Raw genomic sequence first — 21288 nt, 5'->3', positions numbered from 1 at the left:
GATCCCACGAAGGCTGGTCCGCCCCGGGCTGCGACGGTGCGGGCGCGTCAGCCCACGCGGATGAACACCGGGTCCGACTGCCAGATCTCGCGGATCTGGATCGTCTTGCCCGGGACCGGGGCGTCCACCTGGAGGTTGCCCCCGGCGTAGATCGAGATGTGGCCAGGGGACCAGATCAGGTCACCGGGCTGCGCCTGGTCGAACGGCACGACGGTGCCGGCGTAGCGCTGGTCCGCGGACGTGCGGGGGAGGGTGATGCCGACCTGGGCGTAGACGTAGGACGTGAAGCCCGAGCAGTCGAAGCCGTCGGGGGTCGTCCCGCCCCACACATAGGGCACGCCGACGTAGCGCGAGGCGATCTCGACGATCGCGCTCCCGTTCGCGCTCGCCGGCGCGGGCGCACCGATCGACGTCTCCGGCGCGGGCGTCGCGCGCTCCGCCCCCCGCGACGCGGCCGGCTCCGGCTCCGGCTCGGGCTCCGGCGGCGGCGGCGGCGGGTCGGCGACCACGGTGATCGCCGGGACGTCGAACGTCCAGGCGGCGTCCACGGGCACCGACACGGGCGCCGAGACCGCGAGGGCCTGCTGGGCCGGGACCGTGAGCGACGCGGTGTCGACGGTCGGCAGGTTCGGGTGGTCGGCCGGGGCGGCCGCAGCCGGTCCCGCCAGCATCGACGCGACCAGACCGGACGCACCGACGACGACGACGGCGCGGCGCCCGGTGCCCTCGACGACCTGCGCGGTACCTGCGGCGACGTCGTGCAGGATCGTGTGCGGTCCGCCTGGGGCGCGGTGGCGCGCCCGGGCACAGGGTGCGGGCATGGGAACCTCTCCGGTCGCCTACGAGGTGAGCTGTCGGGTTCGGGCGGGAGTGCGCCCGGCCGGACGGTGTCCGGCTTCACCCCAAGGCCGACGACGAGGTCGCGGCCGCGATGTGGTTCCCCCGCTCCTGCCGGCGGTTCGAGCTGTCCCCTCGGCGGTGGCAGGACTCGGCGGTCCGCCTCGGGACGCCCGGGACGACCCCGAGCGCGCACATGGTAGGCAGGCGTCCGTCCGATTGTCACGAATCGGTGACGACGGGCGCTGCGCGGGCGTTCGACGGGGCGGGCGGGTCGCCTCGCGTCTTCAGCGACTCTTCACCGGATCCCCGGTGCTTCTTGACCCGTCCCCGAGACGGTGGACGCAGGCGCCACGGGGCGCCCGGGAGAGAGCGGGAGACGGCCATGGGTCCGTGGTGCGGTCAGATGGCGGCCGGAGGATGGCTCTCCATGATCGCGTTCTGGGTCGTCGTGGTCGGCGTCGTCGTGGGGGCGGTGAGTCGTCTGTTCCCGGCCCAGGCCGAGCCGGACGCGCGTGCCGTCCTCGACGCGCGCCTCGCGGCCGGCGACATCGACGTGGAGACCTACCGGGAGGTCAGGGAGGAGCTCGCCGCGGGGACCGACGCGGGGAGGAGAGCACCGACGTGACGCTCGACGGTCGCTGAGCCGGCCCGCCCGCGGCGAGGGACCTCACCTGCGGCCCTCTGCTCGCGGAGGCGAGGCGCACCGCTCGCCGAGCCGCTGGTCAGGTGTGGGTGCGGACGAACTCGCCCTGCCGCACGATCGCGACGGCGGCGAACTCGAAGACCAGGTCCGGCGTCCCTGCGACCGTCGCCGCTCGGGACGTGCTGTGGTCGGTGGACGTCGACGAGGTCCCACCCGGGTCGCGCACCGTCTGTCGGATGTGCTGACGCGAGATCGGTCCGGTTCCGGTGAAGGTCAGGTCGAGTGCCACCGTGCCGGCGGACGTGCCGTCCGAGAAGACCATCGGGACGCTTGCCACGAGCCGGCCGGTCGACAGGTTCGGGCGAACGTCGAGGACCTCGGGCGTGGCGGTGCCTTCGGCGAAGCTGCCGCTGTCTCCGCCGCAGATGTCCACGCGTGAGTCCAGGACGACGACGAACGGTCGTCCCTGGTCGTCGACGAACGCCTGGACGAACAGGTGCTGCTCGATGCACCCGTCGACCACGTCCGCCTGCGCCTGGATGAGCGGGCCGCGGATGTCGGTGCGGATCACCTCGGTCGCCGCGCCCGCAGGGCTCGCGAGACCGAAGGTCATCAGGGCGGCGAGGGCGGTCAGTGCGAGCGCGCGTCGCGGGCGTCGTGCGGAGGAAGTTCTCACCGGGGGCCTCTCGGTTCGCTCCGCGCCCGCGGTCGGTGGGCGCGGCGCCCTGACGCCTGCTGAGCCGGTGGGGCTCTCGACGTGCGGGGCGGGCGGCGGCGCGTCGCCGCGGTCGCCGTGCTGGTGGCTGCTGGTTCGACCGGCCAGAGCAGAGGGTCGAGCGTGCGCCCGGAGCCTGGCGGCCGGACGTCGGTGGAGCTCGCGCATCGTTGCGGGCTCGTCGCGGGACGGCGCCGTCGGCACCCGCCCACCGTCACGGTAGCGACCTGGCGCCCGGCTGAACAGATCCACCACCGCCACAGGGTCCCGCCGCGGGCGAGGACGTCGAGCTCGGGTCGGCCGTCCGACCTCGACGGACGGGGGGACGACGAAGCCCCGGCCACCATCGGTGGACCGGGGCTCATGAGGGTGCCCGCGGCAGGAATCGAACCTGCGGCCTTCTGCTCCGGAGGCAGACGCTCTATCCCCTGAGCTACGCGGGCGGGGCGGTGCAGAACACTACCAGCCCTCCGGGCGCGCCCGTCCCTGCCGTCAGTCGAGGGCGATGCCCGCGGACGCGCCGCCCGCGAAGAGGCCGTCCGTCGCCTCGTCGCCGGTCTCCGTCGGGCGCAGCTCCTCGCCGATGAGGTCGGACAGGTACCGGTCGATCTCCCGCATCGCGCCCTCGGCGTCCGCCGCCGCCACGGCCTCGACGAGCGCGTGGTGGGAGTCGTCGTCGTGCACGGGGTGCTCGAAGTTGAAGCGGATGTTCTCGCTGATCGCGTCCTGGAGGTTCTCGTAGAGCGCGAGCAGCACGGGGTTGTGCGCCGCGCGCGCGATCGTGCGGTGGAGCGCGAGGTCCGCCTCGACCATGCGGTCGAGCTCGCCGCTCGCGTAGGCGGCCGACCGCGCGTCGCGCAGCGCGCGGAGCTCGGCGACCTGCTCGTCGGTGCGGCGCAGCGCGGCAAGGCGCGCGGTCTCGACCTCGAGGCTGCGGCGCACCTCGAGCACGTCGCGCTGGTGGGCGCCGGCGATCTGCCGGCCCATCGCGTTGCCGAGCTCGGAGTCGGAGATGACGTAGGTGCCGGAGCCCTGCCGACGCTCGAGCATCCCGGCGTGGACGAGCGACTGCACCGCCTCGCGCACCGTGTTGCGGCCCACGCCGATGAGCTCGGTGAGCTCGGGCTCGGCCGGGATGCGGGTGCCGACCTCCCAGGCGCCGGACGTGATCTGCTGCCGCAGGCGCCCGACAGCGAGGTCGATGAGGTTGGTGCGGCGGCTCATCGCGTCTCCGGGCGTCTCGGGGGGTGGGAGGCAGTCAACACCGCCGGGCGGTGTCCGCGCATCCTCCACCCTCGTGGCGCGCGTGGGACGGGACGTCCGGCTCGCGGGCCCGTCACGTACAGTCGCGCCGAACCCCACCGCTCGTCGAAGGCCGGCATGCCCGCACCGCACGTCCCGGACGTCGCCTCGCAGCACCCGCGGCACCCGTGGCGAGGCCGCATCCTCGTGCTGGTCGGCATCCTCGTCGTCGCGCTCAACCTCCGGATCGCGATCGCGTCCGTCTCGCCGATCCTCGACCGCGTGGGGTCCGACCTGGACCTCACGGAGGTCCAGGCCGGCCTGCTCGGCACGGTGCCGGTGGCGTCCTTCGCGCTCTTCGGCTCGGTCACCCCGGCCCTCGCGCGCCGCGTCGGCCTGGAGCCGCTGCTCGTGGCGGCCATGCTCCTCTCGGCCGCGGGCGAGGTCGTCCGCTCGACCGTCGCGACGTCGTCCGCGTTCCTCGGGTGGTCCGTCATCGCGCTCGCCGGCATGGGCATGGGCAACGTGCTGCTCCCGCCGCTGGTCAAGCGCTACTTCCCCGACCGGATCGGGCCGGTCACGGCCGCCTACTCCGTCGCGATGTCGTTCAGCACGGCGGTGCCGCCGCTGCTCGCGGTGCCCGCCGCCGAGCGCCTCGGCTGGCGGGTCTCGCTCGCGGTGTGGGCGGTGCTCGGCGTGCTCGCGGTCGTGCCGTGGGTCGTCGTCGTCGTGCGGTCGGCCGCGGCGCGCGCGGCGCTCGCCGACGTGCTCCGGCGGTCGCCGTCGGGCACCCAGCGGCTCGAGTCGCGGCACCGGCACGCGGGCCGGGTGTGGCGCAGCCCGCTCGCGTGGGGCCTCGCGGTCGCGTTCGCGATGAACTCGCTCAACTCCTACGTGGTGTTCGCGTGGCTGCCCCGCCTGCTCGTCGACGCCGGTCACGACCCCGCCGCCGCGGGGTCGTGGCTCGCGCTCGTGGGATTCCTCGGCCTCGTCCCGTCGCTCGTCGCGCCGCCGCTCGGCGTGCGCCTGCGCAACCCGTACGTCGTCGTCGTGGTGTTCGTCGCGCTGTACGTGGTCGGCTGGTCGGGCATGCTCGTGGCGCCCGAGCACGCGCTGCCCTGGTCCGTCGGCCTGGGGCTGGGGGTCGGCACGTTCCCGCTGCTCCTCGCGCTCATCAACCTGCGCACGCGCACCTCGGCCGGCGCCTCGTCCCTCTCGGGCTTCACGCAGGGCGTCGGCTACGCGATCTCGGGGGCGGGCCCGGTGCTCGTGGGCGTGCTCTACGGCGCGACGGGCGGCTGGACCGCGCCGTCGGGCGTGCTCGCGGTCTCGAGCGCCGTGCTGCTCGTCGCGGGCTGGGTCGCGTGCCGCCCGGCGATGCTCGAGGACACGTGGTCGCCCCGCGGCCGTCCGGCGGACGCACCGTCGGGCTGACCTGCGCGTCTCGATACCCTGGGACCGTGACCCCCGCTGAGCTGTCCGAGGCGCTGCGCGCCGTCCTGACCGCCGCCGTCGACGACGGCACGCTCCCCGTCCCGGCCGACGCGCTGCCCGCGACCGTGACCGTCGAGCGCCCCCGCTCGCGGGAGCACGGCGACTGGGCGACGAACGTCGCGATGCAGCTGGCGAAGAAGGCCGGCATGGCGCCGCGCGCGCTGGCCGAGACGCTCGCCGCGCGGCTGGGCGAGGTGCCGGGGGTCGCGGCCGTCGAGGTCGCCGGCCCCGGGTTCCTCAACATCACGCTGGACACCGCGGCGGCCGGCGGGCTCGCGCGTGCCGTGGTGGAGGCGGGGGAGCGGTTCGGCCGCACGACGGGCCTCGCCGGGCAGCGGATCAACCTCGAGTTCGTGTCCGCGAACCCGACCGGCCCGCTGCACATCGGCGGCGTGCGCTGGGCCGCGGTCGGCGACGCGCTCGCGCGCGTGCTCGAGGCGAGCGGCGCCGACGTCACGCGCGAGTACTACTTCAACGACCACGGCGCGCAGATCGACCGCTTCGCCAGGTCGCTCCTCGCGCGCGCCCGGGGGCTCGAGGCGCCCGAGGACGGGTACGGGGGCCAGTACATCGCGGACATCGCGACGCAGGTGATCGCGGACGCGACCGCGGCGGGGGAGCCGGACCCCACGACCCTGCCCGACGACGAGGCGCAGGAGGCCTTCCGAGCGCGCGGCGTCGACCTCATGTTCGCCGAGATCAAGCAGAAGCTGCACGACTTCCGGGTGGACTTCGACGTCTACTTCCACGAGGACCACCTGCACGAGACCGGCGCGGTCGAGCGCGCCGTCGCGCGGCTGCGCGAGCTCGGCCACATCTTCGAGGCGGACGGCGCCACGTGGCTGCGGACGACGGAGTTCGGGGACGACAAGGACCGCGTCATCATCAAGTCCGACGGCGACGCCGCCTACATCGCGGGCGACCTGGCCTACTACCTCGACAAGCGCGAGCGCGGCTTCGACCGGGCGATCATCATGCTCGGCGCCGACCACCACGGGTACATCGGCCGGATGATGGCGATGTGCGCGGCCTTCGGTGACACGCCGCACGTCCACCTCGAGATCCTCATCGGCCAGATGGTCAACCTGCTGCGCGACGGCGAGCCGCTGCGGATGAGCAAGCGCGCGGGGACGATCGTCACGCTCGACGACCTCGTCGACGCCGTGGGCGTCGACGCCGCGCGGTACTCCCTCGCGCGGTCGTCGGCGGACCAGACGATCGACCTCGACCTCGACCTGCTCAGCCGGTCGACCAACGAGAACCCCGTGTTCTACGTCCAGTACGCCCACGCGCGGACGGCGAACGTCGCGCGCAACGCGGCGGACCTGGGGGTCCGGCGCGAGGACGGCTTCGACCCGGCGCTGCTCGACCACCCGAGCGAGTCGACCCTGCTCGCGAAGATCGGCGAGTTCCCGCGCGTGGTCGCGCAGGCGGCCGAGCTGCGCGAGCCGCACCGCGTCGCGCGCCACCTCGAGGAGCTCGCCGGGGCGTACCACAAGTGGTACGACCAGCGGCGCGTCACGCCGTTCGGCGACGAGGAGGTCTCCGACACCCACCGCACCCGCCTGTGGCTCAACGACGCGACGCGTCAGGTGCTCGCCAACGGGCTCGGCCTGCTGGGCGTCACCGCGCCGGAGCGTATGTGAGCACGGGCACGACGCACGCCGTCCCGCCCCACCTCGACCCGGCGGTCTGGCCCGCGAGCGCGCAGGTCGGCGTCGACGGTGCGGTGAGCGTGGGCGGCGTCGACCTGCGCACGCTCGCCGCGGACCACGGCACGCCCGCGTACGTGCTCGACGAGGCCGACTTCCGGGCCCGTGCGCGGCACTTCCGCACCGCGTTCGCCGAGGCGTTCGCGCCGCTCGGGGTGGGCGTGGACGTCTACTACGCGGGCAAGGCGTTCCTCAGCGTCGCGGTCGCCCGCTGGGCGCACGAGGAGGGCCTGCGCATCGACACCGCCACGGGCGGCGAGCTGGCCGTCGCGCTGCGCGCCGGCGTGCCCGGGCTCGACGTCGGCCTGCACGGCAACAACAAGTCGGACGCCGAGCTCGACCGGGCGCTCGCCGCGGGCGTCGGGCGCATCGTCCTCGACTCGCTCGAGGAGGTCGGGCGCGTCGCCGACGCCGCGGCGCGCGCGGGCACGCGTGCCCCCGTCATGGTCCGCGTGACGACGGGCGTGCACGCGGGCGGCCACGAGTACATCTCCACCGCGCACGAGGACCAGAAGTTCGGCCTGTCGGTGACGGGCGGGCAGGCGCTCGCGGCGCTCCGCGCGGTGCTCGCGCGCCCCGAGCTCGAGCTGCTCGGGATCCACTCGCACATCGGCTCGCAGATCCTCGACCCGTCGGGCTTCGAGCTCGCGGCGCACAAGGTCATGGCGCTGCGGGCCGAGCTCGCGGCGCTCACGGGCCACCTCGTGCCCGAGGTCGACCTCGGCGGCGGCTTCGGGATCGCGTACCTGCCGGGGGAGGTGCCCCTCGACCCCGAGCGCGTCGCGAAGGACACCGCCCGTACCGTGGCCGAGGCGTGCGCGTCGCTCGGCACACCTCCGCCGCGGATCTCCATCGAGCCCGGCCGCGCGATCGTCGGCCCGACGACCCTCACGCTCTACACGGTCGGCACGGTCAAGCCCGTCAGCGTGACCGAGGACCTCGTGCGTACCTACGTCTCCGTCGACGGCGGCATGAGCGACAACCTGCGGCCCGCCCTCTACGGCGCCGCGTACACGGCGGCGGTCGTCTCGCGCGCCGCCGAGGCGGCCACGGTCCGGGCCCGCGTCGTGGGCAAGCACTGCGAGAGCGGCGACGTCGTCGTGCGCGACGTCGCACTGCCCGCCGACGTCGCGCGGGGGGACCTGCTGGCGGTGCCCGCCACCGGTGCCTACGGGCGGTCGATGGCGTCCAACTACAACCACGTCCCGCGCCCGCCGGTCGTCGCGGTGCGCGACGGCGTCGCGACGGTGATCGTCCGGCGCGAGACCGAGGACGACCTGCTCGGGCTCGACGTCGGCTGACCCCGCGGGGGCCGTCGGCGCCGCCGTCCCACGGGCGGGACACGCGTCCGGCGGCGCGCGGGCCGCCCCTATCCTGGGTCCCGCCCGCGACCGGACGACGAGAGGTGGACCCCGTGGCTGTCCCCGACGGCGCCGTGCGCGTCGCCCTGCTGGGTTGCGGCGTGGTGGGCACCGAGGTCGCCCGGCTGCTGCTGACCCAGGGCGACGACCTCGCCGCCCGCGTGGGCGCGCGGCTCGACCTCGTCGGCATCGCGGTGCGGGACACGAGCGTCCCGCGCGACCCGGTCGTCGACCCCGCGCTGCTCACCACCGACGCCGAGGACCTCGTGACGCGCGCCGACGTCGTCGTCGAGGTCATGGGCGGCCTCGAGCCCGCGCGCGGGCTCCTGCTGCGCGCCATCGAGCACGGCGCGGCCGTCGTCACGGCCAACAAGGCGCTGCTCGGGGCCGACGGGCCGACGCTCTACGCCGCGGCCGACCAGGCCGGCGTGGACCTGTACTTCGAGGCCGCGGTCGCGGGCGCGATCCCGCTGGTCCGGCCCGTGCGCGAGTCCCTCGCCGGGGACCGCGTCACGCGCGTGCTCGGCATCGTCAACGGCACGACCAACTACGTGCTCGACCAGATGACGACGAGCGGCCTCGAGCTCGACCAGGCCGTGAAGCAGGCGCAGGAGCTCGGGTACGCCGAGGCGGACCCGACCGCCGACGTCGAGGGGTACGACGCCGCGGCGAAGGCCGCGATCCTCGCGTCGCTCGCCTTCCACACGCGCGTCGCGGTGGACGACGTCCACCGCGAGGGCATCCTCGACGTCACGGCCGACGACGTCGCGTGGGCGCGGCGGACCGGCCACGTCATCAAGCTGCTCGCGATCGCCGAGCTCGTCGAGCCCGAGGGCACCGAGGGTGCAGCGCCGGGCGTGCCGGGCGTCGTCGCGCGGGTCCACCCCGCGCTCGTGCCGCTCGACCACCCGCTCGCCGGCGTCCACGGCGCCTTCAACGCGGTGTTCGTCGAGGCGCAGGCCGCGGGCGAGCTGATGTTCTACGGCCGCGGCGCGGGCGGCGCCCCGACGGCGAGCGCCGTGCTCGGCGACGTCGTCACGGTCGCGCGCCACCGCGTGCTGGGCGGCAAGGGTCCCGTCGAGTCGCGGTACGCCGAGCTGCCCGTGCACGGGGTCGGCGAGGCGCTCACGCGCTACCAGGTCCACCTGCGCGTCGAGGACCGCCCCGGTGTCCTGGCCCAGGTCGCGCAGGCGTTCGCGGCGCACGGCGTCTCGATCGAGACCGTCCGTCAGGGCCGGGCCGCGACCGACGGCCCGCCCGTCGCCGGCGACGCCGACGGCGCCGGTGACCGTGCGGACATCCTCGTCGTGACCCACCAGGCGCGCGACGCCGACCTCGCGGCCACGGTCACCGAGGTCGGCGCCCTGCTCGTCGTCCGCTCCGTCCTGTCCGTGCTGCGCGTCGAAGGAGCCTGAGTGGCCCACCAGTGGCGAGGCGTCATCGCCGAGTACGCCGACCGACTCCCGTCCCACCTCACCGAGCGCGTGGTCACGCTGCGCGAGGGCGGGACACCGCTCGTCCCCGCGCCCGCGATCGGCGAGCTCGTGGGCGCCGAGGTGCACCTCAAGGTCGAGGGCATGAACCCCACCGGCTCCTTCAAGGACCGCGGCATGACCACGGCCATGTCCGCCGCCGCCGCGCGCGGCGCCCGGGCGGTGGTGTGCGCCTCGACGGGCAACACCTCGGCCTCGGCCGCGGCCTACGCGGCCGTCGCGGGGATGACGTGCGCGGTCCTCGTGCCGGACGGCAAGATCGCGATGGGCAAGCTGAGCCAGGCCGTGGCCCACGGCGCGCGCCTGCTCCAGGTCGACGGCAACTTCGACGACTGCCTCGTGGCCGCGCGCAAGCTCGCCGAGGCGTACCCGGTCGATCTCGTCAACTCGGTCAACCCCGACCGGATCGAGGGGCAGAAGACGGGCGCGTTCGAGATCGTCGACTCGCTCGGCGACGCGCCCGACATCCACGTGCTGCCCGTCGGCAACGCCGGCAACATCACGGCGTACTGGAAGGGCTTCACCGAGTACGCCGCCGACGGCCCCGCGACGCGCACGCCCGCGATGTGGGGCTTCCAGGCCGCGGGCGCCGCGCCCATCGTGCTCGGCCACCCGGTCACCGAGCCCGAGACGATCGCGACCGCCATCCGGATCGGCAACCCCGCGTCGTGGCCGCAGGCGCTCGCGGCGCGCGACGAGTCCGGCGGGCTCATCGAGTCCGTGACCGACGAGCAGATCCTCGCGGCCCACCGCCTCCTGTCGAGCCGTGCGGGCGTGTTCGTCGAGCCCGCGTCGGCCGCGGGCGTCGCGGGACTGCTCGCGCTCGCCGCGCAGGGCCGCGTGCCGCAGGGCGCGCGGATCACCGTGACGGTGACCGGGCACGGCCTCAAGGACCCACAGTGGGCGCTGCGCACGGCCGACGGCTCCGAGGTGCGACCCGACCGGGTCGGCGCCGACGTCGTGCAGATCGCCGACGCGCTCGAGCTGGCCTGACCGTGCGCCTCGGCAGCGACCACGTCCGGGTGCGCGTCCCCGCGACGAGCGCCAACCTCGGCCCGGGCTTCGACGCCCTCGGGCTCGCCGTCGCCCACTACGACGAGGTCGAGGTCAAGGCCCTCGGCAGCGCCGAGGTGACCGTCGAGGTCACGGGCGAGGGCGCGGGCGAGCTGCCGACGGGGGAGGACCACCTCGTCGTGCGGGCGATCCGGGCCGCGCTCGACGAGGTCGGCGCGCCCCAGGTGGGGCTGCACCTCACGTGCGTCAACCGCATCCCGCACGGGCGCGGCATGGGCTCGTCCGCGGCCGCCGTCGTGGCGGGCGTGCTCGCCGCGCGCATGCTCGTGGCCGAGCCGCAGGCGCTGTCCGACACGGTGGCGTTCCGGCTCGCCTCCGCGTTCGAGGGCCACCCCGACAACGCCGCACCGGCGATCCTCGGCGGCGCGACCGTCGCGTGGACCGCCCCGGACGGGCCGCACGCGACCGCGCTGCCCGTGCACCCGGGCGTGACGCCCGTCGTGCTGGTCCCGCCGCACGCGTGCTCGACGCGGACCGCGCGCGGGGTGCTGCCGGCCATGGTCCCGCACGCCGACGCCGCGCACACGGCCGGACGCGCCGCGCTGCTGGTCCAGGCCCTGTGCCACCGCCCCGAGCTGCTGCTCGCGGCGACCGAGGACCGCCTGCACCAGAGCTATCGCGCGCAGGTCATGCCGGGCACGGCGGAGCTCGTGCGCGCGCTGCGCGAGGCGGGCCAGGCGGCCGTCGTCAGCGGCGCCGGGCCGTCGGTGCTCGTGCTCGAGGACGCGACGTCGGGTGACGCGGGCGCGCGCGGCCGCGCCGCGCTGCTGGGACCCGTCGCGCCCGACGGGACGACGCCGTCGGGCTGGCGCGTCCTGACCCCCGGCATCGCCACCCGCGGGGCGCTCGCCGAGCGTCTCTGAGCACGACCCGCCGAACGGGGGACCCGGGACCGGCGCCGGTCGTGCGGTGCTACGCTGGCAGCATCCCCCCGGCATTCCGAGCGGAGCTCGCGCACCCTTCGTGCGACGCCGCCGGTGCGGAGGGACAAGCCACCACTCGGTCGACCACCGGCGTACGACCACCCGCGGCTTGACCCGACCGGGCGACGCGCCCGGATCGAACCATGCGGCCCCCCACCTGTGCGTGTGCAGGCCGCCGACGAGGGGGAAGGATCCTTCGTGTCAGACACCATCGAGGCCGTGGACGGCGCTGCGACCGCAGAGACCGCCCGCGGCACCGGCCGCAGCGGCGCCCTGTCGACGCTGCGGCTGCCCGAGCTCCAGGCGCTCGCCGCCGAGCTCGGCGTCACCCAGACCTCCGCGATGCGCAAGAGCGACCTCGTGAACGCGATCCGTGAGCGTCGGGCCTCGGGCAGCGGCGCCCCGGCCCCTGCCGCGGAGAAGGCGCCCGCCGCCCGCGCGGCACGCGAGACGTCCCGCGCTCCGCGCACGACGTCGCCCGAGCGCGCGACGGCCCCCGAGCCGGCGACGGCCCCCGAGCGCGGGACGGAGCCGCGCGAGCCCCGTGCGGGCGCCGTCCGCGAGGAGGCGGCCGCGCGCGCCGAGCGCACGGCCCCGACGCTCGACCTGGACCTCCCCGTCCGGTCCGAGCGGGCCGACGAGCGTCGCGACGAGGACGGCGGACCGCGTCGCACGCGGACGCGCGCCGAGCGCGCGGCCACCGCGGGCGACGAGTCGGCCGACGAGCGCGCCGCGCGCGCCGCGGCGGCCGCCCGCGCGGTGACCGAGGGCCGGCGTCCGCGCCGCGCCGGTCGCGGCGAGGGCTCGCCCGCCGACGGCGAGGACCGCGCCGACCGCACCGACCGCACCGACCGTACCGACCGCTCGGATCGCGCCGACACGGCGGAGGCGGCGACCGCCGACGGCCAGCGCACGCAGCGTGAGGCGCAGGGTGCCGCGCGCACCGACCAGCGGGCCGCGCAGCAGGGCGGCCAGCGTCCGGACCAGCAGCGGGACCAGCGCCCGCGCACCGACGGCTTCGAGGACGAGGAGGGCGGCGGCCGGCGTCGTCGGGGGCGCTTCCGCGACCGCGACCGCACCAAGCGTCGCCCGGGCACGCGCGGCGGCGAGCTCGCGGGCCTCGAGGACGTCGAGGTCCACGAGGACGACGTGCTGCTCCCCGTCGCGGGCATCCTCGACATCAAGGACAACTACGCGTTCGTGCGCACGTCCGGCTACCTGCCCGGCGACAACGACGTGTACGTGTCGATGAACCAGGTGAAGAAGAACGGCATGCGCAAGGGCGACGCGATCGTCGGCGCCGTGCGGCAGCCGCGCGACGGCGAGCCGCTGCCCCAGGGCCGTAGCTCCAAGGTCAACGCGCTGGTGCGGCTCGACTCGATCAACGGCATGTCGCCGGAGGAGTCGCGCACGCGTGCCGACTTCGGCAAGCTCACGCCGCTGTACCCGCAGGAGCGCCTGCGCCTCGAGACCGCGCCGAACGTCCTCACGACCCGGGTCATCGACCTCGTCGCGCCGATCGGCAAGGGTCAGCGCGGCCTCATCGTCTCGCCGCCCAAGGCCGGCAAGACGCTCGTGCTCCAGGCGATCGCCAACGCGATCACCACCAACAACCCCGAGGTCCACCTCATGGTCGTGCTCGTCGACGAGCGCCCCGAGGAGGTCACGGACATGCAGCGCACGGTCAAGGGCGAGGTCATCGCCTCGACCTTCGACCGGCCCGCCGACGACCACACGACGGTCGCCGAGCTCGCGATCGAGCGGGCCAAGCGCCTCGTCGAGCTGGGCCAGGACGTCGTCGTGCTGCTCGACTCGATCACCCGCCTGGGCCGTGCGTACAACATCGCCGCGCCCGCGTCGGGCCGCATCCTGTCCGGCGGTGTCGACTCGAGCGCGCTGTACCCGCCGAAGCGGTTCTTCGGCGCCGCGCGCAACATCGAGAACGGCGGCTCGCTGACGATCCTCGCCACCGCGCTCGTCGAGACGGGCTCCAAGGCGGACGAGGTCATCTTCGAGGAGTTCAAGGGCACCGGGAACATGGAGCTCAAGCTCTCCCGGCAGCTCGCGGACAAGCGGATCTTCCCGGCCGTGGACGTGGACGCCTCGGGCACACGCCGCGAGGAGATCCTCATCCCGGCGGACGAGCTCAAGATCAGCTGGAAGCTGCGCCGCGTGATGAGCGCCCTCGACCAGCAGCAGGCGATCGAGCTCCTGCTCAACAAGCTGCGCGAGACGCACAGCAACGTCGAGTTCCTGCTGCAGGTCCAGAAGACGACGCCGACCGCCCCGGGCCACCGGGACGACTGAGCGCCACCCCACGCCCGGTCGTCGGGGAGGGAAGATCCGTGCCCTCCCCGACGTTCTGGCAGACTGTTCCCCCGGTTCCGGTTCACGTGCGCGAGCCCGCGCACGACCCGGCGACCACGACGAGGAGATCCCCAGTGAAGAAGAGCATCCACCCGGACTACGTGGCCACCACGGTCACGTGCACGTGCGGCAACACGTTCACCACGCGCAGCACCGCGACGTCGGGCCAGATCCACGCCGACGTGTGCAGCGCCTGCCACCCGTTCTACACGGGCAAGCAGAAGATCCTCGACACCGGTGGCCGCGTGGCCCGGTTCGAGGCGCGGTACGGCAAGAAGGCCGACGCCGCCAAGTAGCACCCTCGACGCCGGCGGGCCACCGTCCGGACGCACCCTCCATGGTGCGCCGGAGCGGACGGACCGCCGGCGTCGTCGTGCCCGCGGTCCCCGGGCAGCCCGCAGCAGACCCGTCCACCCCGCGCCGGGAGGCACCCATGAGCGACACGTCGGACGCCGTCGCGCCGCTGCTCGCGGAGCACGCCGAGATCGAGGCGCAGCTCGCCGACCCGTCGGTGCACGCCGACGCCGCGCGCGCACGCCGCCTCGGCCGCCGCTACGCCGAGCTGGGGCGCGTCGTGGCCGCCTACCGCGCGTGGGAGCAGGCCGAGGGCGACGCCCAGGCCGCGGCCGAGCTCGCCGAGGCCGACGCCGCCTTCGCGGCCGAGCTGCCGTCGCTGCGGGCGGTCGCCGACGAGGCCGCGACCGCCCTGCACCGGGTGCTGGTGCCGCGGGACCCCGACGACGCCCGGGACGTGCTGCTCGAGATCAAGGCGGGGGAGGGCGGCGAGGAGTCCGCCCTGTTCGCGGGCGACCTGCTCCGCATGTACCTGCGGTACGCCGAGCGCCGCGGCTGGAGCGCGCAGGTCATCGACGCCACGCAGTCGGACCTCGGCGGGTACAAGGACGTGACGCTCGCCGTCAAGGCGCGCGGGACGGTCGCGCCCGAGGACGGCGTCTGGGCGCACCTCAAGTACGAGGGCGGCGTGCACCGGGTCCAGCGCGTCCCGGTCACGGAGTCGCAGGGCCGGATCCACACGTCGGCGGCGGGCGTCGTCGCGCTGCCCGAGGCCGAGGAGTCGGGCGAGGTCGAGATCGACCCGAACGACCTGCGGATCGACGTCTACCGGTCGTCCGGCCCGGGCGGCCAGTCCGTCAACACGACCGACTCCGCGGTGCGCATCACGCACCTGCCCACGGGGCTCGTCGTCTCGTGCCAGAACGAGAAGTCGCAGCTCCAGAACAAGGAGCAGGCCCTGCGCATCCTGCGCGCGCGGCTGCTGGCCGCGCAGCAGGAGGAGGCCGCCGCCGCGGCGAGCCAGGCGCGCCGGTCCCAGGTCCGCACGGTGGACCGCTCCGAGCGCATCCGCACGTACAACTTCCCCGATAACCGCATCGCCGACCACCGCACCGGCTACAAGGCGTACAACCTCGACCAGGTGCTCGACGGCGACCTCGACCCCGTCGTGCGCTCGGCCATCGAGGCGGACGAGGCCGCGCGCCTCGCCGAGGTGGGCGCGGGATGACCGCGCGGTCCGAGCCGGCCGGCCCCTCCGGGACGACGGACGCCCGCCCGCTCGCCGAGGCGCTGCGGGCGGGGGAGCGCGTCCTGCGCGAGGCCGGGGTGCCCTCGCCCCGCGTCGACGTCGAGCTCCTCGCCGCCCACGCGCTCGGCGGCACGCGCGCCGACGTGCACGCGGCCGCCGTCCTCGGGCGCCCGGCGCCGGACGGCCTGGTCGAGCTCGTCGCGCGCCGCGCCGCGCGCGTCCCGCTGCAGCACCTCACCGGGCTCGCCCCCTTCCGCGACCTCGAGCTCCACGTGGGTCCGGGCGTCTTCGTGCCCCGCCCCGAGACCGAGCAGGTCGCGCAGGTGGCCGTCGAGGCGGCCGCGGCGGTCGTCGCGGAGCGCGGCGCGGCCCTCGTCGTCGACCTGTGCACCGGGTCGGCCGCGATCGCCCTCGCCGTCGCGCACGAGGTGGCGGGGACGAGAGTCCACGCGGTCGAGCTCGACGCCGAGGCGCACGCGTGGGCCGCGCGCAACGTCGCGGACCACGGCGGGGTGCACCTCGTGCGCGGCGACGCGCGGACCGCGCTGCGCGACCTCGACGGCACGGTCGACGTCGTCGTGTCCAACCCGCCGTACATCCCGCCGGACGCCGTCCCGCTCGACCCCGAGGTGCGCGAGCACGACCCGGGGGTCGCGCTCTACGGGCTCGGCCCGGACGGGCTCGAGGTGCCGCGCGGCGTCGTCGCCGCGGCGGCGCGCCTGCTGCGGCCCGGCGGCACCCTCGTCATGGAGCACGCCGAGGTGCAGGCGGCGGCGGTGCGCGCGCTGGTCGTGCGCACCGGGGCGTTCGCCGAGGTCCGGACGGCGGCCGACCTCGCGGGCCGGGACCGGATGGTCGTGGCGGTCCGCGGCGCGTCGGCGCCGGCCGGCGACGTGAAAGACTCGCGGCCGTGAGCGCCGTCCTCGACTGCACCGACCCCGCGACGTGGGGGTCCTCGCTCGACCAGGCCGTGCACGCGGTCGCGCGCGGCGGCCTCGTCGTCCTGCCGACCGACACCGTCTACGGCATCGGCGCGGACGCCTTCACGCCCGACGCCGTCGCGGCGCTCCTCGCCGCCAAGGGCCGCGGGCGCCAGATGCCCCCGCCCGTCCTCGTCCCGGACGCGCGCACGCTCGACGGCCTGTGCACGGACGTGACCGACGACGTCCGGGCGCTCGTCGAGGCGTTCTGGCCCGGCGGCCTGACGATCATCTGCCGCGCGCAGCCGTCGCTCGCGTGGGACCTGGGGGAGACCCGCGGCACGGTCGCCGTGCGGATGCCCGACCACCCCGCCGCGCTCGCGCTCCTGCGGCGCACGGGGCCGCTCGCGGTGTCGAGCGCCAACCGTACGGGCCACCCCGCGGCCACGACGGCGGCCCAGGCGCACGACCAGCTGGGCACGTCGGTCGCGGTCTACCTCGACGGCGGGACCGCGCCGGGCGGCGTCGCGTCCACCATCGTGGACGCGACAGGGCCGCTGCGCGTCGTGCGGGCGGGCGCGATCGGCCTCGAGGCGCTGCGCGCGGTCGCGGACGTCGCGGGGCCCGCCGCGCCGGACGACCCGCCGGGCGGCGCCGGGTGAGGGTCTACCTCCTCGTCATGCTCGTCGCCGCCGCGGTGACGTACCTGACGACACCGCTCGCGCGGTGGGTCGCCCTGCGTTCGGGCGCGATCACGGCGGTCCGGGACCGCGACGTCCACGCCACGCCGACGCCGCGGATGGGCGGCGTCGCGATGCTGCTCGGCATGGCCGTCGCCATGGTCCTCGCCTCGCGGATGCCGTTCCTCCGGGACGTGTTCGGCGACTCCGACCAGGCGTGGGCGATCCTCGGCGGGGCGGCGCTCGTGTGCCTGCTCGGCGCCGCGGACGACATCTGGGACCTCGACTGGATGACCAAGCTGGTGGGGCAGGTGCTCGCCGCGGGCCTCATGGCGTGGCAGGGCGGCGTCCAGCTCGTGTCGCTGCCCATCGGCGAGCGCGTCATCGGCTCGAGCTACCTCTCGCTCGCGGTGACGATCCTCGCCGTCGTCGTGGCGATCAACGCGGTGAACTTCGTCGACGGCCTCGACGGGCTCGCCGCGGGCCTCATCGCCATCGGCGGCGCCGGGTTCTTCGTCTACACCTACCTGCTCACGCGCGACATCAGCTCCGACGACTACTCCAACCTCGCGAGCGTCGTCGTGGCCGTGCTCGTCGGGTCGTGCCTCGGCTTCCTGCCGCACAACTTCCACCCGGCGCGCATCTTCATGGGGGACTCGGGCTCGATGGTCATCGGGCTGACCATCGCGGCCGCAGGCATCGTCGTCACGGGCAAGATCGACCCCGACGTCGTGTCCGACCGGCAGGCGATCCCCGCCTTCCTGCCCCTCGCGATCCCGGTCGCCGTGCTGCTGCTGCCGCTGCTCGACATGGGCCTCGCGGTCGTCCGCCGCCTCGGCGCGGGGCGCTCGCCCTTCCAGCCGGACCGCCTGCACCTGCACCACCGGCTGCTCGAGCTGGGGCACTCCCACCGCCGGGCCGTCGTCATCATGTACCTGTGGACCGCCGTGTTCGCCTTCGGCGCCGCGGCGCTCGCGGTGTGGACCACGACGACGGTCCTCGTCGCCCTGGGCGCGGGGGTGCTCCTCGCGCTCGTCCTGACCCTGGGCCCGCTGCGCGGCAAGGTCCGCCGGTCACCCGCCACCCGAGGAGCCGCATGAACGAGCCGACCGTCGACCCGACCCCCGCCCCCGCCGGCGACCCGGTGCGGGACGTCCTGCGCCGCGCGCTGCGCGGGATGCTCGTGCTCGTCGGCGTCCTCGCCGTCGTGGGCATCGTCGCCGGGTACCTCGTCGCCGGCGTCCCGGGCGTCTGGGGCGCGGTGATCGGCGTGCTCGTCGCCCTGGTCTTCAGCGGCACCACGGTCGTGAGCATGCTGCGCACGACGCAGTCGTCGGCCACCACGACGGGCGCCGTGATCCTCGGGGCGTGGCTCGTGAAGATGATCGTGCTCGTCGCGCTCTTCGCGGTGCTCGACGACCTCGACTTCTACGACCGGGGCGTGCTCGTCGCGGTCGTGCTCGTGGGCGTCCTCGGGTCGGTCTACCTCGACTACCGGGCCGTCCAGGGCGGCCGCGTTCCCTACGTCCAGCCCGAGGCCGGACCGCCCGCCGCGCCGTGAGCGATGCCGCCCGAAACGTCTTGTGATCGGATGCACAAGATGCGGGACGACGGCAGGGCCCGAGGTCCCGATGGGTTAGGATTCCCACGATCCACACAAGGCCTGGTCCGACGGCGTGCCCGCACAGCGGTACGTGTCGCACCCAAGACCCGGGGAGTACGCCCTGACCACCGTCGCGACGAACCCGCTGCTCGCCGCCTCCGGTGAGGGCGGCGGGTTCCACCCGCCGTCGATCGCCGAGTTCTTCCCGGCGCCGTTCCTCTTCGAGGGCACGCCCTTCGAGATGAACCGCATCATCCTCGTGCGGCTCGTCGTCACCGTGGTCCTGGTGCTGGTCTTCGTCCTCGCGGCGCGCCGCGCGACCCTCGTGCCCGGGCGCGGGCAGAACGTCGCCGAGATGGCGCTGGACTTCGTCCGCGTCAACATCGCGCAGGAGACGCTGGGCCACAACGCCCGCCGGTTCCTCCCGATGCTCACGACGATCTTCTTCGCGGTCCTCGCGATGAACCTCACGGGTGTCGTGCCGTTCCTCAACATCGCGAGCACGTCCCTCATCGGGATGCCGCTGGTCCTCGCGGCCTGGGTCTACGTCATGTACCTCGCGGTGGGCATCCGCAAGTTCGGCGTCGGCGGCTACCTCAAGAACAACCTCTTCCCGCCGGGGCTGCCGCCGTTCCTCTACGTGCTCGTCACGCCGATCGAGGCGCTCCAGGTCTTCGTGTTCCGGCCCGCCACGCTCGCGCTGCGACTCACGGCCAACATGATCGCCGGGCACCTCATCCTCGTCCTGTGCTTCGGCGCGACGCACTTCTTCCTCTTCGAGGCCGGCGGCGCGCTCAAGGCGGCGTCCGTGATGTCGCTCGCCGCCGGCGTGGCGTTCACGCTCTTCGAGATCCTCGTCGCGGCGCTGCAGGCCTACATCTTCACGCTCCTCGCCGCCGTGTACCTCAACATGGCGGTCGAGGAAGAGCACTGAGTCTCGTCCCCACGCGCCCGCGCCGTCAGCGCGCGGGCACCGACACGACGTCCGGGTCCCCGGGCGCCTCACGGAAGGAACACCCCTAGTGGACACCACCACGCTCGCCGAGGTCACCGGTAACGTCGCGACCATCGGGTACGGCCTCGGCACGCTGGGCCCGGGCATCGGCCTCGGCATCCTCATCGGCAAGGCGCTCGAGGGCATCGCGCGTCAGCCCGAGGTCGCCGGCCAGCTCCGGACGACCATGTTCATCGGTGTCGCGTTCGTCGAGGTGCTCGCGCTGCTCGGCCTGGTCACCGGCTTCCTCTTCTGATGAAGACCGTCCTCGACGCGGCGGCGCTGCTCGCCGCCGAGCCGGGCGAGGAGGTCGAGGGGATCAATCTCCTCATCCCCGCCGACTACGACATCATCTGGTCGCTCGTCGCGGCCGCGATCATCGCGTTCGGCTTCTACAAGCTCGTCCTGCCCAAGTTCACGGCGGTCCTGGACGAGCGCACGGAGAAGATCGAGGGCGGACTGGCGAGGGCCGAGGACGCCCAGGCGCAGGCCGCGGCGGCGCTCGAGGAGTACCAGCGCCAGCTCGCCGAGGCTCGGGTCGAGGCCGCGCGCATCCGCGAGGAGGCGCGCGCCGAGGGCGGGCAGATCGTCACGGAGCTCCGCCAGAAGGCGAGCGACGACGCGGCGCGCATCCTCGAGAACGCGCAGCGCCAGATCGAGGCCGAGCGTCAGCAGGCCGCCGTCGCGCTCCGCGCGGAGGTCGGCACGCTCGCGACCGAGCTCGCGTCGCGCATCGTCGGCGAGTCGCTCGCCGACTCCGCCCGGCAGTCACGTGTCATCGACCGCTTCCTCGACGACCTCGAGGCCAGCACGGCCGTGGGCGCCACGGCGCCGGCAGCCGGACGCCAGGAGGTCTGATGCGGGGCACGAGTGCGTCGTCGGCCCGGCGCGTGGCGACCGGCTTCGAGCCGGTGCTGCGGGCCGCGGGCCCCGACTCCGCGACGCTCGGCGCGCAGCTGTTCGCCGTCGTCGACGCGCTGGACTCGTCGGGCTCGCTCCGCCGGGCGCTGAGCGACCCGTCGCGCGCCGCGGACGACAAGGCGGCCCTCGTGCAGGGCCTGCTGCGCGGCAGGGTGGACGACCGGGTCGTCGAGGTCGTGTCCGCGTTCGCGCGGGCGCGCTGGTCGGCCGAGGGCGACCTCGTCGAGGCGCTCGAGGAGAGCGCGTTCGACGCGCTCCTCGCGGGTGCGCAGTCGGCGGGTCAGCTCGAGCAGGTCGAGGACGAGCTGTTCCGGTTCGAGCGCGTGCTCGTCGGTCAGCGGGACCTGCGGCGCGCGCTCACCGACCGCGCCGCCGGGGCGGAGCACCGCGGTGCGCTCGTGCGCCGGCTCCTCGACGGCAAGGTGACGCCGACGACGCTCCAGACCGTCGAGCGGCTCGCCGTCGCACCGCGCGGACGCTCGGTGTCGGCGCTCCTCGGGCTCGTCGGCCGGCTCGCCGCGCAGCGGCGCCAGCGGCTGGTCGCGACGGTGTCCGTCGCCGCGCCGCCGACGTCGGCCCAGCTCACGCGGCTCTCCGGGCTGCTCGAGCGCGCGTACGGCCGCCCGGTCCAGCTCAACGTGTCCGTGGACCCCCAGGTCGTCGGCGGCATGCGGATCCAGGTCGGCGACGAGGTCGTCGACTCGACGGTCCTCGCCCGTCTCGACGACGCACGACGCCGGCTGGCCGGCTGACCCCCATCACA

The 21288-nt window shown here is 74.9% G+C and carries 21 protein-coding genes, 1 tRNA gene and 1 riboswitch; of the genes, 18 read left to right on the top strand and 4 right to left on the bottom strand.

Going from position 1 to position 21288, the window contains the following annotated elements:
- Nucleotides 1-47 precede the first annotated feature (47 nt).
- A complete protein-coding gene (locus tag JIG38_RS09125) occupies nt 48-821 on the bottom strand; it encodes a C40 family peptidase (protein WP_199423473.1) in 774 nt (257 codons plus the stop codon).
- Nucleotide 822: 1 nt separating this feature from the next.
- A riboswitch (cyclic di-AMP (ydaO/yuaA leader) is annotated at nt 823-967 on the bottom strand.
- Between the two features lie 300 nt (nt 968-1267).
- On the opposite strand from JIG38_RS09125, the gene JIG38_RS09120 reads away from it, so the two are divergent.
- Complete coding sequence (locus tag JIG38_RS09120; protein ID WP_233404716.1) at nt 1268-1465, top strand: hypothetical protein; 198 nt, start codon at nt 1268-1270, stop codon at nt 1463-1465.
- Between the two features lie 97 nt (nt 1466-1562).
- On the opposite strand, the gene JIG38_RS09115 is transcribed toward JIG38_RS09120, so the two are convergent.
- From JIG38_RS09115 to JIG38_RS09105, 3 genes are all read right to left on the bottom strand, one after another.
- Nucleotides 1563-2159, bottom strand: coding sequence for a hypothetical protein (locus JIG38_RS09115; RefSeq protein ID WP_199423471.1), 597 nt, complete (start codon nt 2157-2159; stop codon nt 1563-1565).
- A 409-nt stretch (nt 2160-2568) separates the two neighbouring features.
- A tRNA-Arg gene (locus JIG38_RS09110) sits at nt 2569-2641 on the bottom strand.
- Nucleotides 2642-2690: 49 nt separating this feature from the next.
- Nucleotides 2691-3422, bottom strand: coding sequence for a FadR/GntR family transcriptional regulator (locus tag JIG38_RS09105; RefSeq protein ID WP_199423470.1), 732 nt, complete (start codon nt 3420-3422; stop codon nt 2691-2693).
- Nucleotides 3423-3578: 156 nt separating this feature from the next.
- Here JIG38_RS09105 and JIG38_RS09100 point away from each other — a divergent pair, with 156 nt between their 5' ends.
- The 17 genes from JIG38_RS09100 to JIG38_RS09020 all read left to right on the top strand — a co-directional run bounded on the left by JIG38_RS09100 (nt 3579) and on the right by JIG38_RS09020 (nt 21277).
- Nucleotides 3579-4874: an MFS transporter gene (locus tag JIG38_RS09100; protein ID WP_199423469.1), complete on the top strand. Its 1296-nt coding sequence runs from the start codon at nt 3579-3581 to the stop codon at nt 4872-4874.
- A 26-nt stretch (nt 4875-4900) separates the two neighbouring features.
- Nucleotides 4901-6580 carry an arginine--tRNA ligase gene (argS, locus tag JIG38_RS09095; RefSeq protein WP_199423468.1) on the top strand — a complete coding sequence of 560 codons (1680 nt, stop codon included), beginning with the start codon at nt 4901-4903 and terminating at the stop codon, nt 6578-6580.
- Nucleotides 6577-7947, top strand: coding sequence for a diaminopimelate decarboxylase (gene lysA / locus JIG38_RS09090; protein WP_199423467.1), 1371 nt, complete (start codon nt 6577-6579; stop codon nt 7945-7947). The genes argS and lysA overlap by 4 nt, the downstream gene beginning before the upstream one ends.
- 113 nt (nt 7948-8060) lie before the next feature.
- Nucleotides 8061-9422: a homoserine dehydrogenase gene (locus JIG38_RS09085; RefSeq protein WP_199423466.1), complete on the top strand. Its 1362-nt coding sequence runs from the start codon at nt 8061-8063 to the stop codon at nt 9420-9422.
- Nucleotides 9423-10493, top strand: a complete 1071-nt coding sequence (thrC, locus tag JIG38_RS09080) for a threonine synthase (RefSeq protein WP_199423465.1) — start codon at nt 9423-9425, stop codon at nt 10491-10493.
- A gap of 2 nt (nt 10494-10495) precedes the next feature.
- Nucleotides 10496-11437 carry a homoserine kinase gene (gene thrB, locus JIG38_RS09075; RefSeq protein WP_199423464.1) on the top strand — a complete coding sequence of 314 codons (942 nt, stop codon included), beginning with the start codon at nt 10496-10498 and terminating at the stop codon, nt 11435-11437.
- 258 nt (nt 11438-11695) lie between these two features.
- Nucleotides 11696-13804: a transcription termination factor Rho gene (rho, locus tag JIG38_RS09070; RefSeq protein ID WP_199423463.1), complete on the top strand. Its 2109-nt coding sequence runs from the start codon at nt 11696-11698 to the stop codon at nt 13802-13804.
- A 134-nt stretch (nt 13805-13938) separates the two neighbouring features.
- The gene (gene rpmE, locus JIG38_RS09065; RefSeq protein WP_199423462.1) at nt 13939-14160 is read left to right on the top strand and encodes a 50S ribosomal protein L31; all 222 of its coding nucleotides are present in this window, start codon (nt 13939-13941) and stop codon (nt 14158-14160) included.
- Nucleotides 14161-14297: 137 nt separating this feature from the next.
- Complete coding sequence (gene prfA / locus JIG38_RS09060; protein ID WP_199423461.1) at nt 14298-15386, top strand: peptide chain release factor 1; 1089 nt, start codon at nt 14298-14300, stop codon at nt 15384-15386.
- On the top strand, nt 15383-16321 hold the full coding sequence (prmC, locus tag JIG38_RS09055) for a peptide chain release factor N(5)-glutamine methyltransferase (protein ID WP_199423460.1): 939 nt from the start codon (nt 15383-15385) through the stop codon (nt 16319-16321). The genes prfA and prmC overlap by 4 nt, the downstream gene beginning before the upstream one ends.
- On the top strand, nt 16318-16989 hold the full coding sequence (locus tag JIG38_RS09050; RefSeq protein WP_199423459.1) for an L-threonylcarbamoyladenylate synthase: 672 nt from the start codon (nt 16318-16320) through the stop codon (nt 16987-16989). The genes prmC and JIG38_RS09050 overlap by 4 nt, the downstream gene beginning before the upstream one ends.
- Nucleotides 16986-18107, top strand: coding sequence for an MraY family glycosyltransferase (locus tag JIG38_RS09045; protein ID WP_199423458.1), 1122 nt, complete (start codon nt 16986-16988; stop codon nt 18105-18107). The genes JIG38_RS09050 and JIG38_RS09045 overlap by 4 nt, the downstream gene beginning before the upstream one ends.
- The gene (locus tag JIG38_RS09040; RefSeq protein ID WP_199423457.1) at nt 18104-18568 is read left to right on the top strand and encodes a Cg1360 family ATP-synthase-associated protein; all 465 of its coding nucleotides are present in this window, start codon (nt 18104-18106) and stop codon (nt 18566-18568) included. The genes JIG38_RS09045 and JIG38_RS09040 overlap by 4 nt, the downstream gene beginning before the upstream one ends.
- 115 nt (nt 18569-18683) lie before the next feature.
- Nucleotides 18684-19544, top strand: a complete 861-nt coding sequence (gene atpB / locus JIG38_RS09035; RefSeq protein WP_307844744.1) for a F0F1 ATP synthase subunit A — start codon at nt 18684-18686, stop codon at nt 19542-19544.
- A gap of 88 nt (nt 19545-19632) precedes the next feature.
- Nucleotides 19633-19860 carry an ATP synthase F0 subunit C gene (gene atpE / locus JIG38_RS09030; protein WP_182111652.1) on the top strand — a complete coding sequence of 76 codons (228 nt, stop codon included), beginning with the start codon at nt 19633-19635 and terminating at the stop codon, nt 19858-19860.
- Entirely contained in the window at nt 19860-20462 is a 603-nt protein-coding gene (locus JIG38_RS09025) for a F0F1 ATP synthase subunit B (protein ID WP_199423456.1), read from the top strand. Before atpE ends, JIG38_RS09025 begins: the two co-directional genes overlap by 1 nt.
- Nucleotides 20462-21277 (top strand): F0F1 ATP synthase subunit delta, encoded by an 816-nt coding sequence (locus JIG38_RS09020; RefSeq protein ID WP_199423455.1) that lies wholly within the window; start codon nt 20462-20464, stop codon nt 21275-21277. The genes JIG38_RS09025 and JIG38_RS09020 overlap by 1 nt, the downstream gene beginning before the upstream one ends.
- Nucleotides 21278-21288 lie beyond the last annotated feature (11 nt).

It is taken from the genome of Actinotalea solisilvae (genome assembly GCF_016464425.1).
GTDB lineage: Bacteria > Actinomycetota > Actinomycetes > Actinomycetales > Cellulomonadaceae > Actinotalea > Actinotalea solisilvae.
The sequence above is the reverse complement of the archived record's forward strand: the minus strand, read 5'-3'. Positions and strand labels throughout refer to the sequence as shown.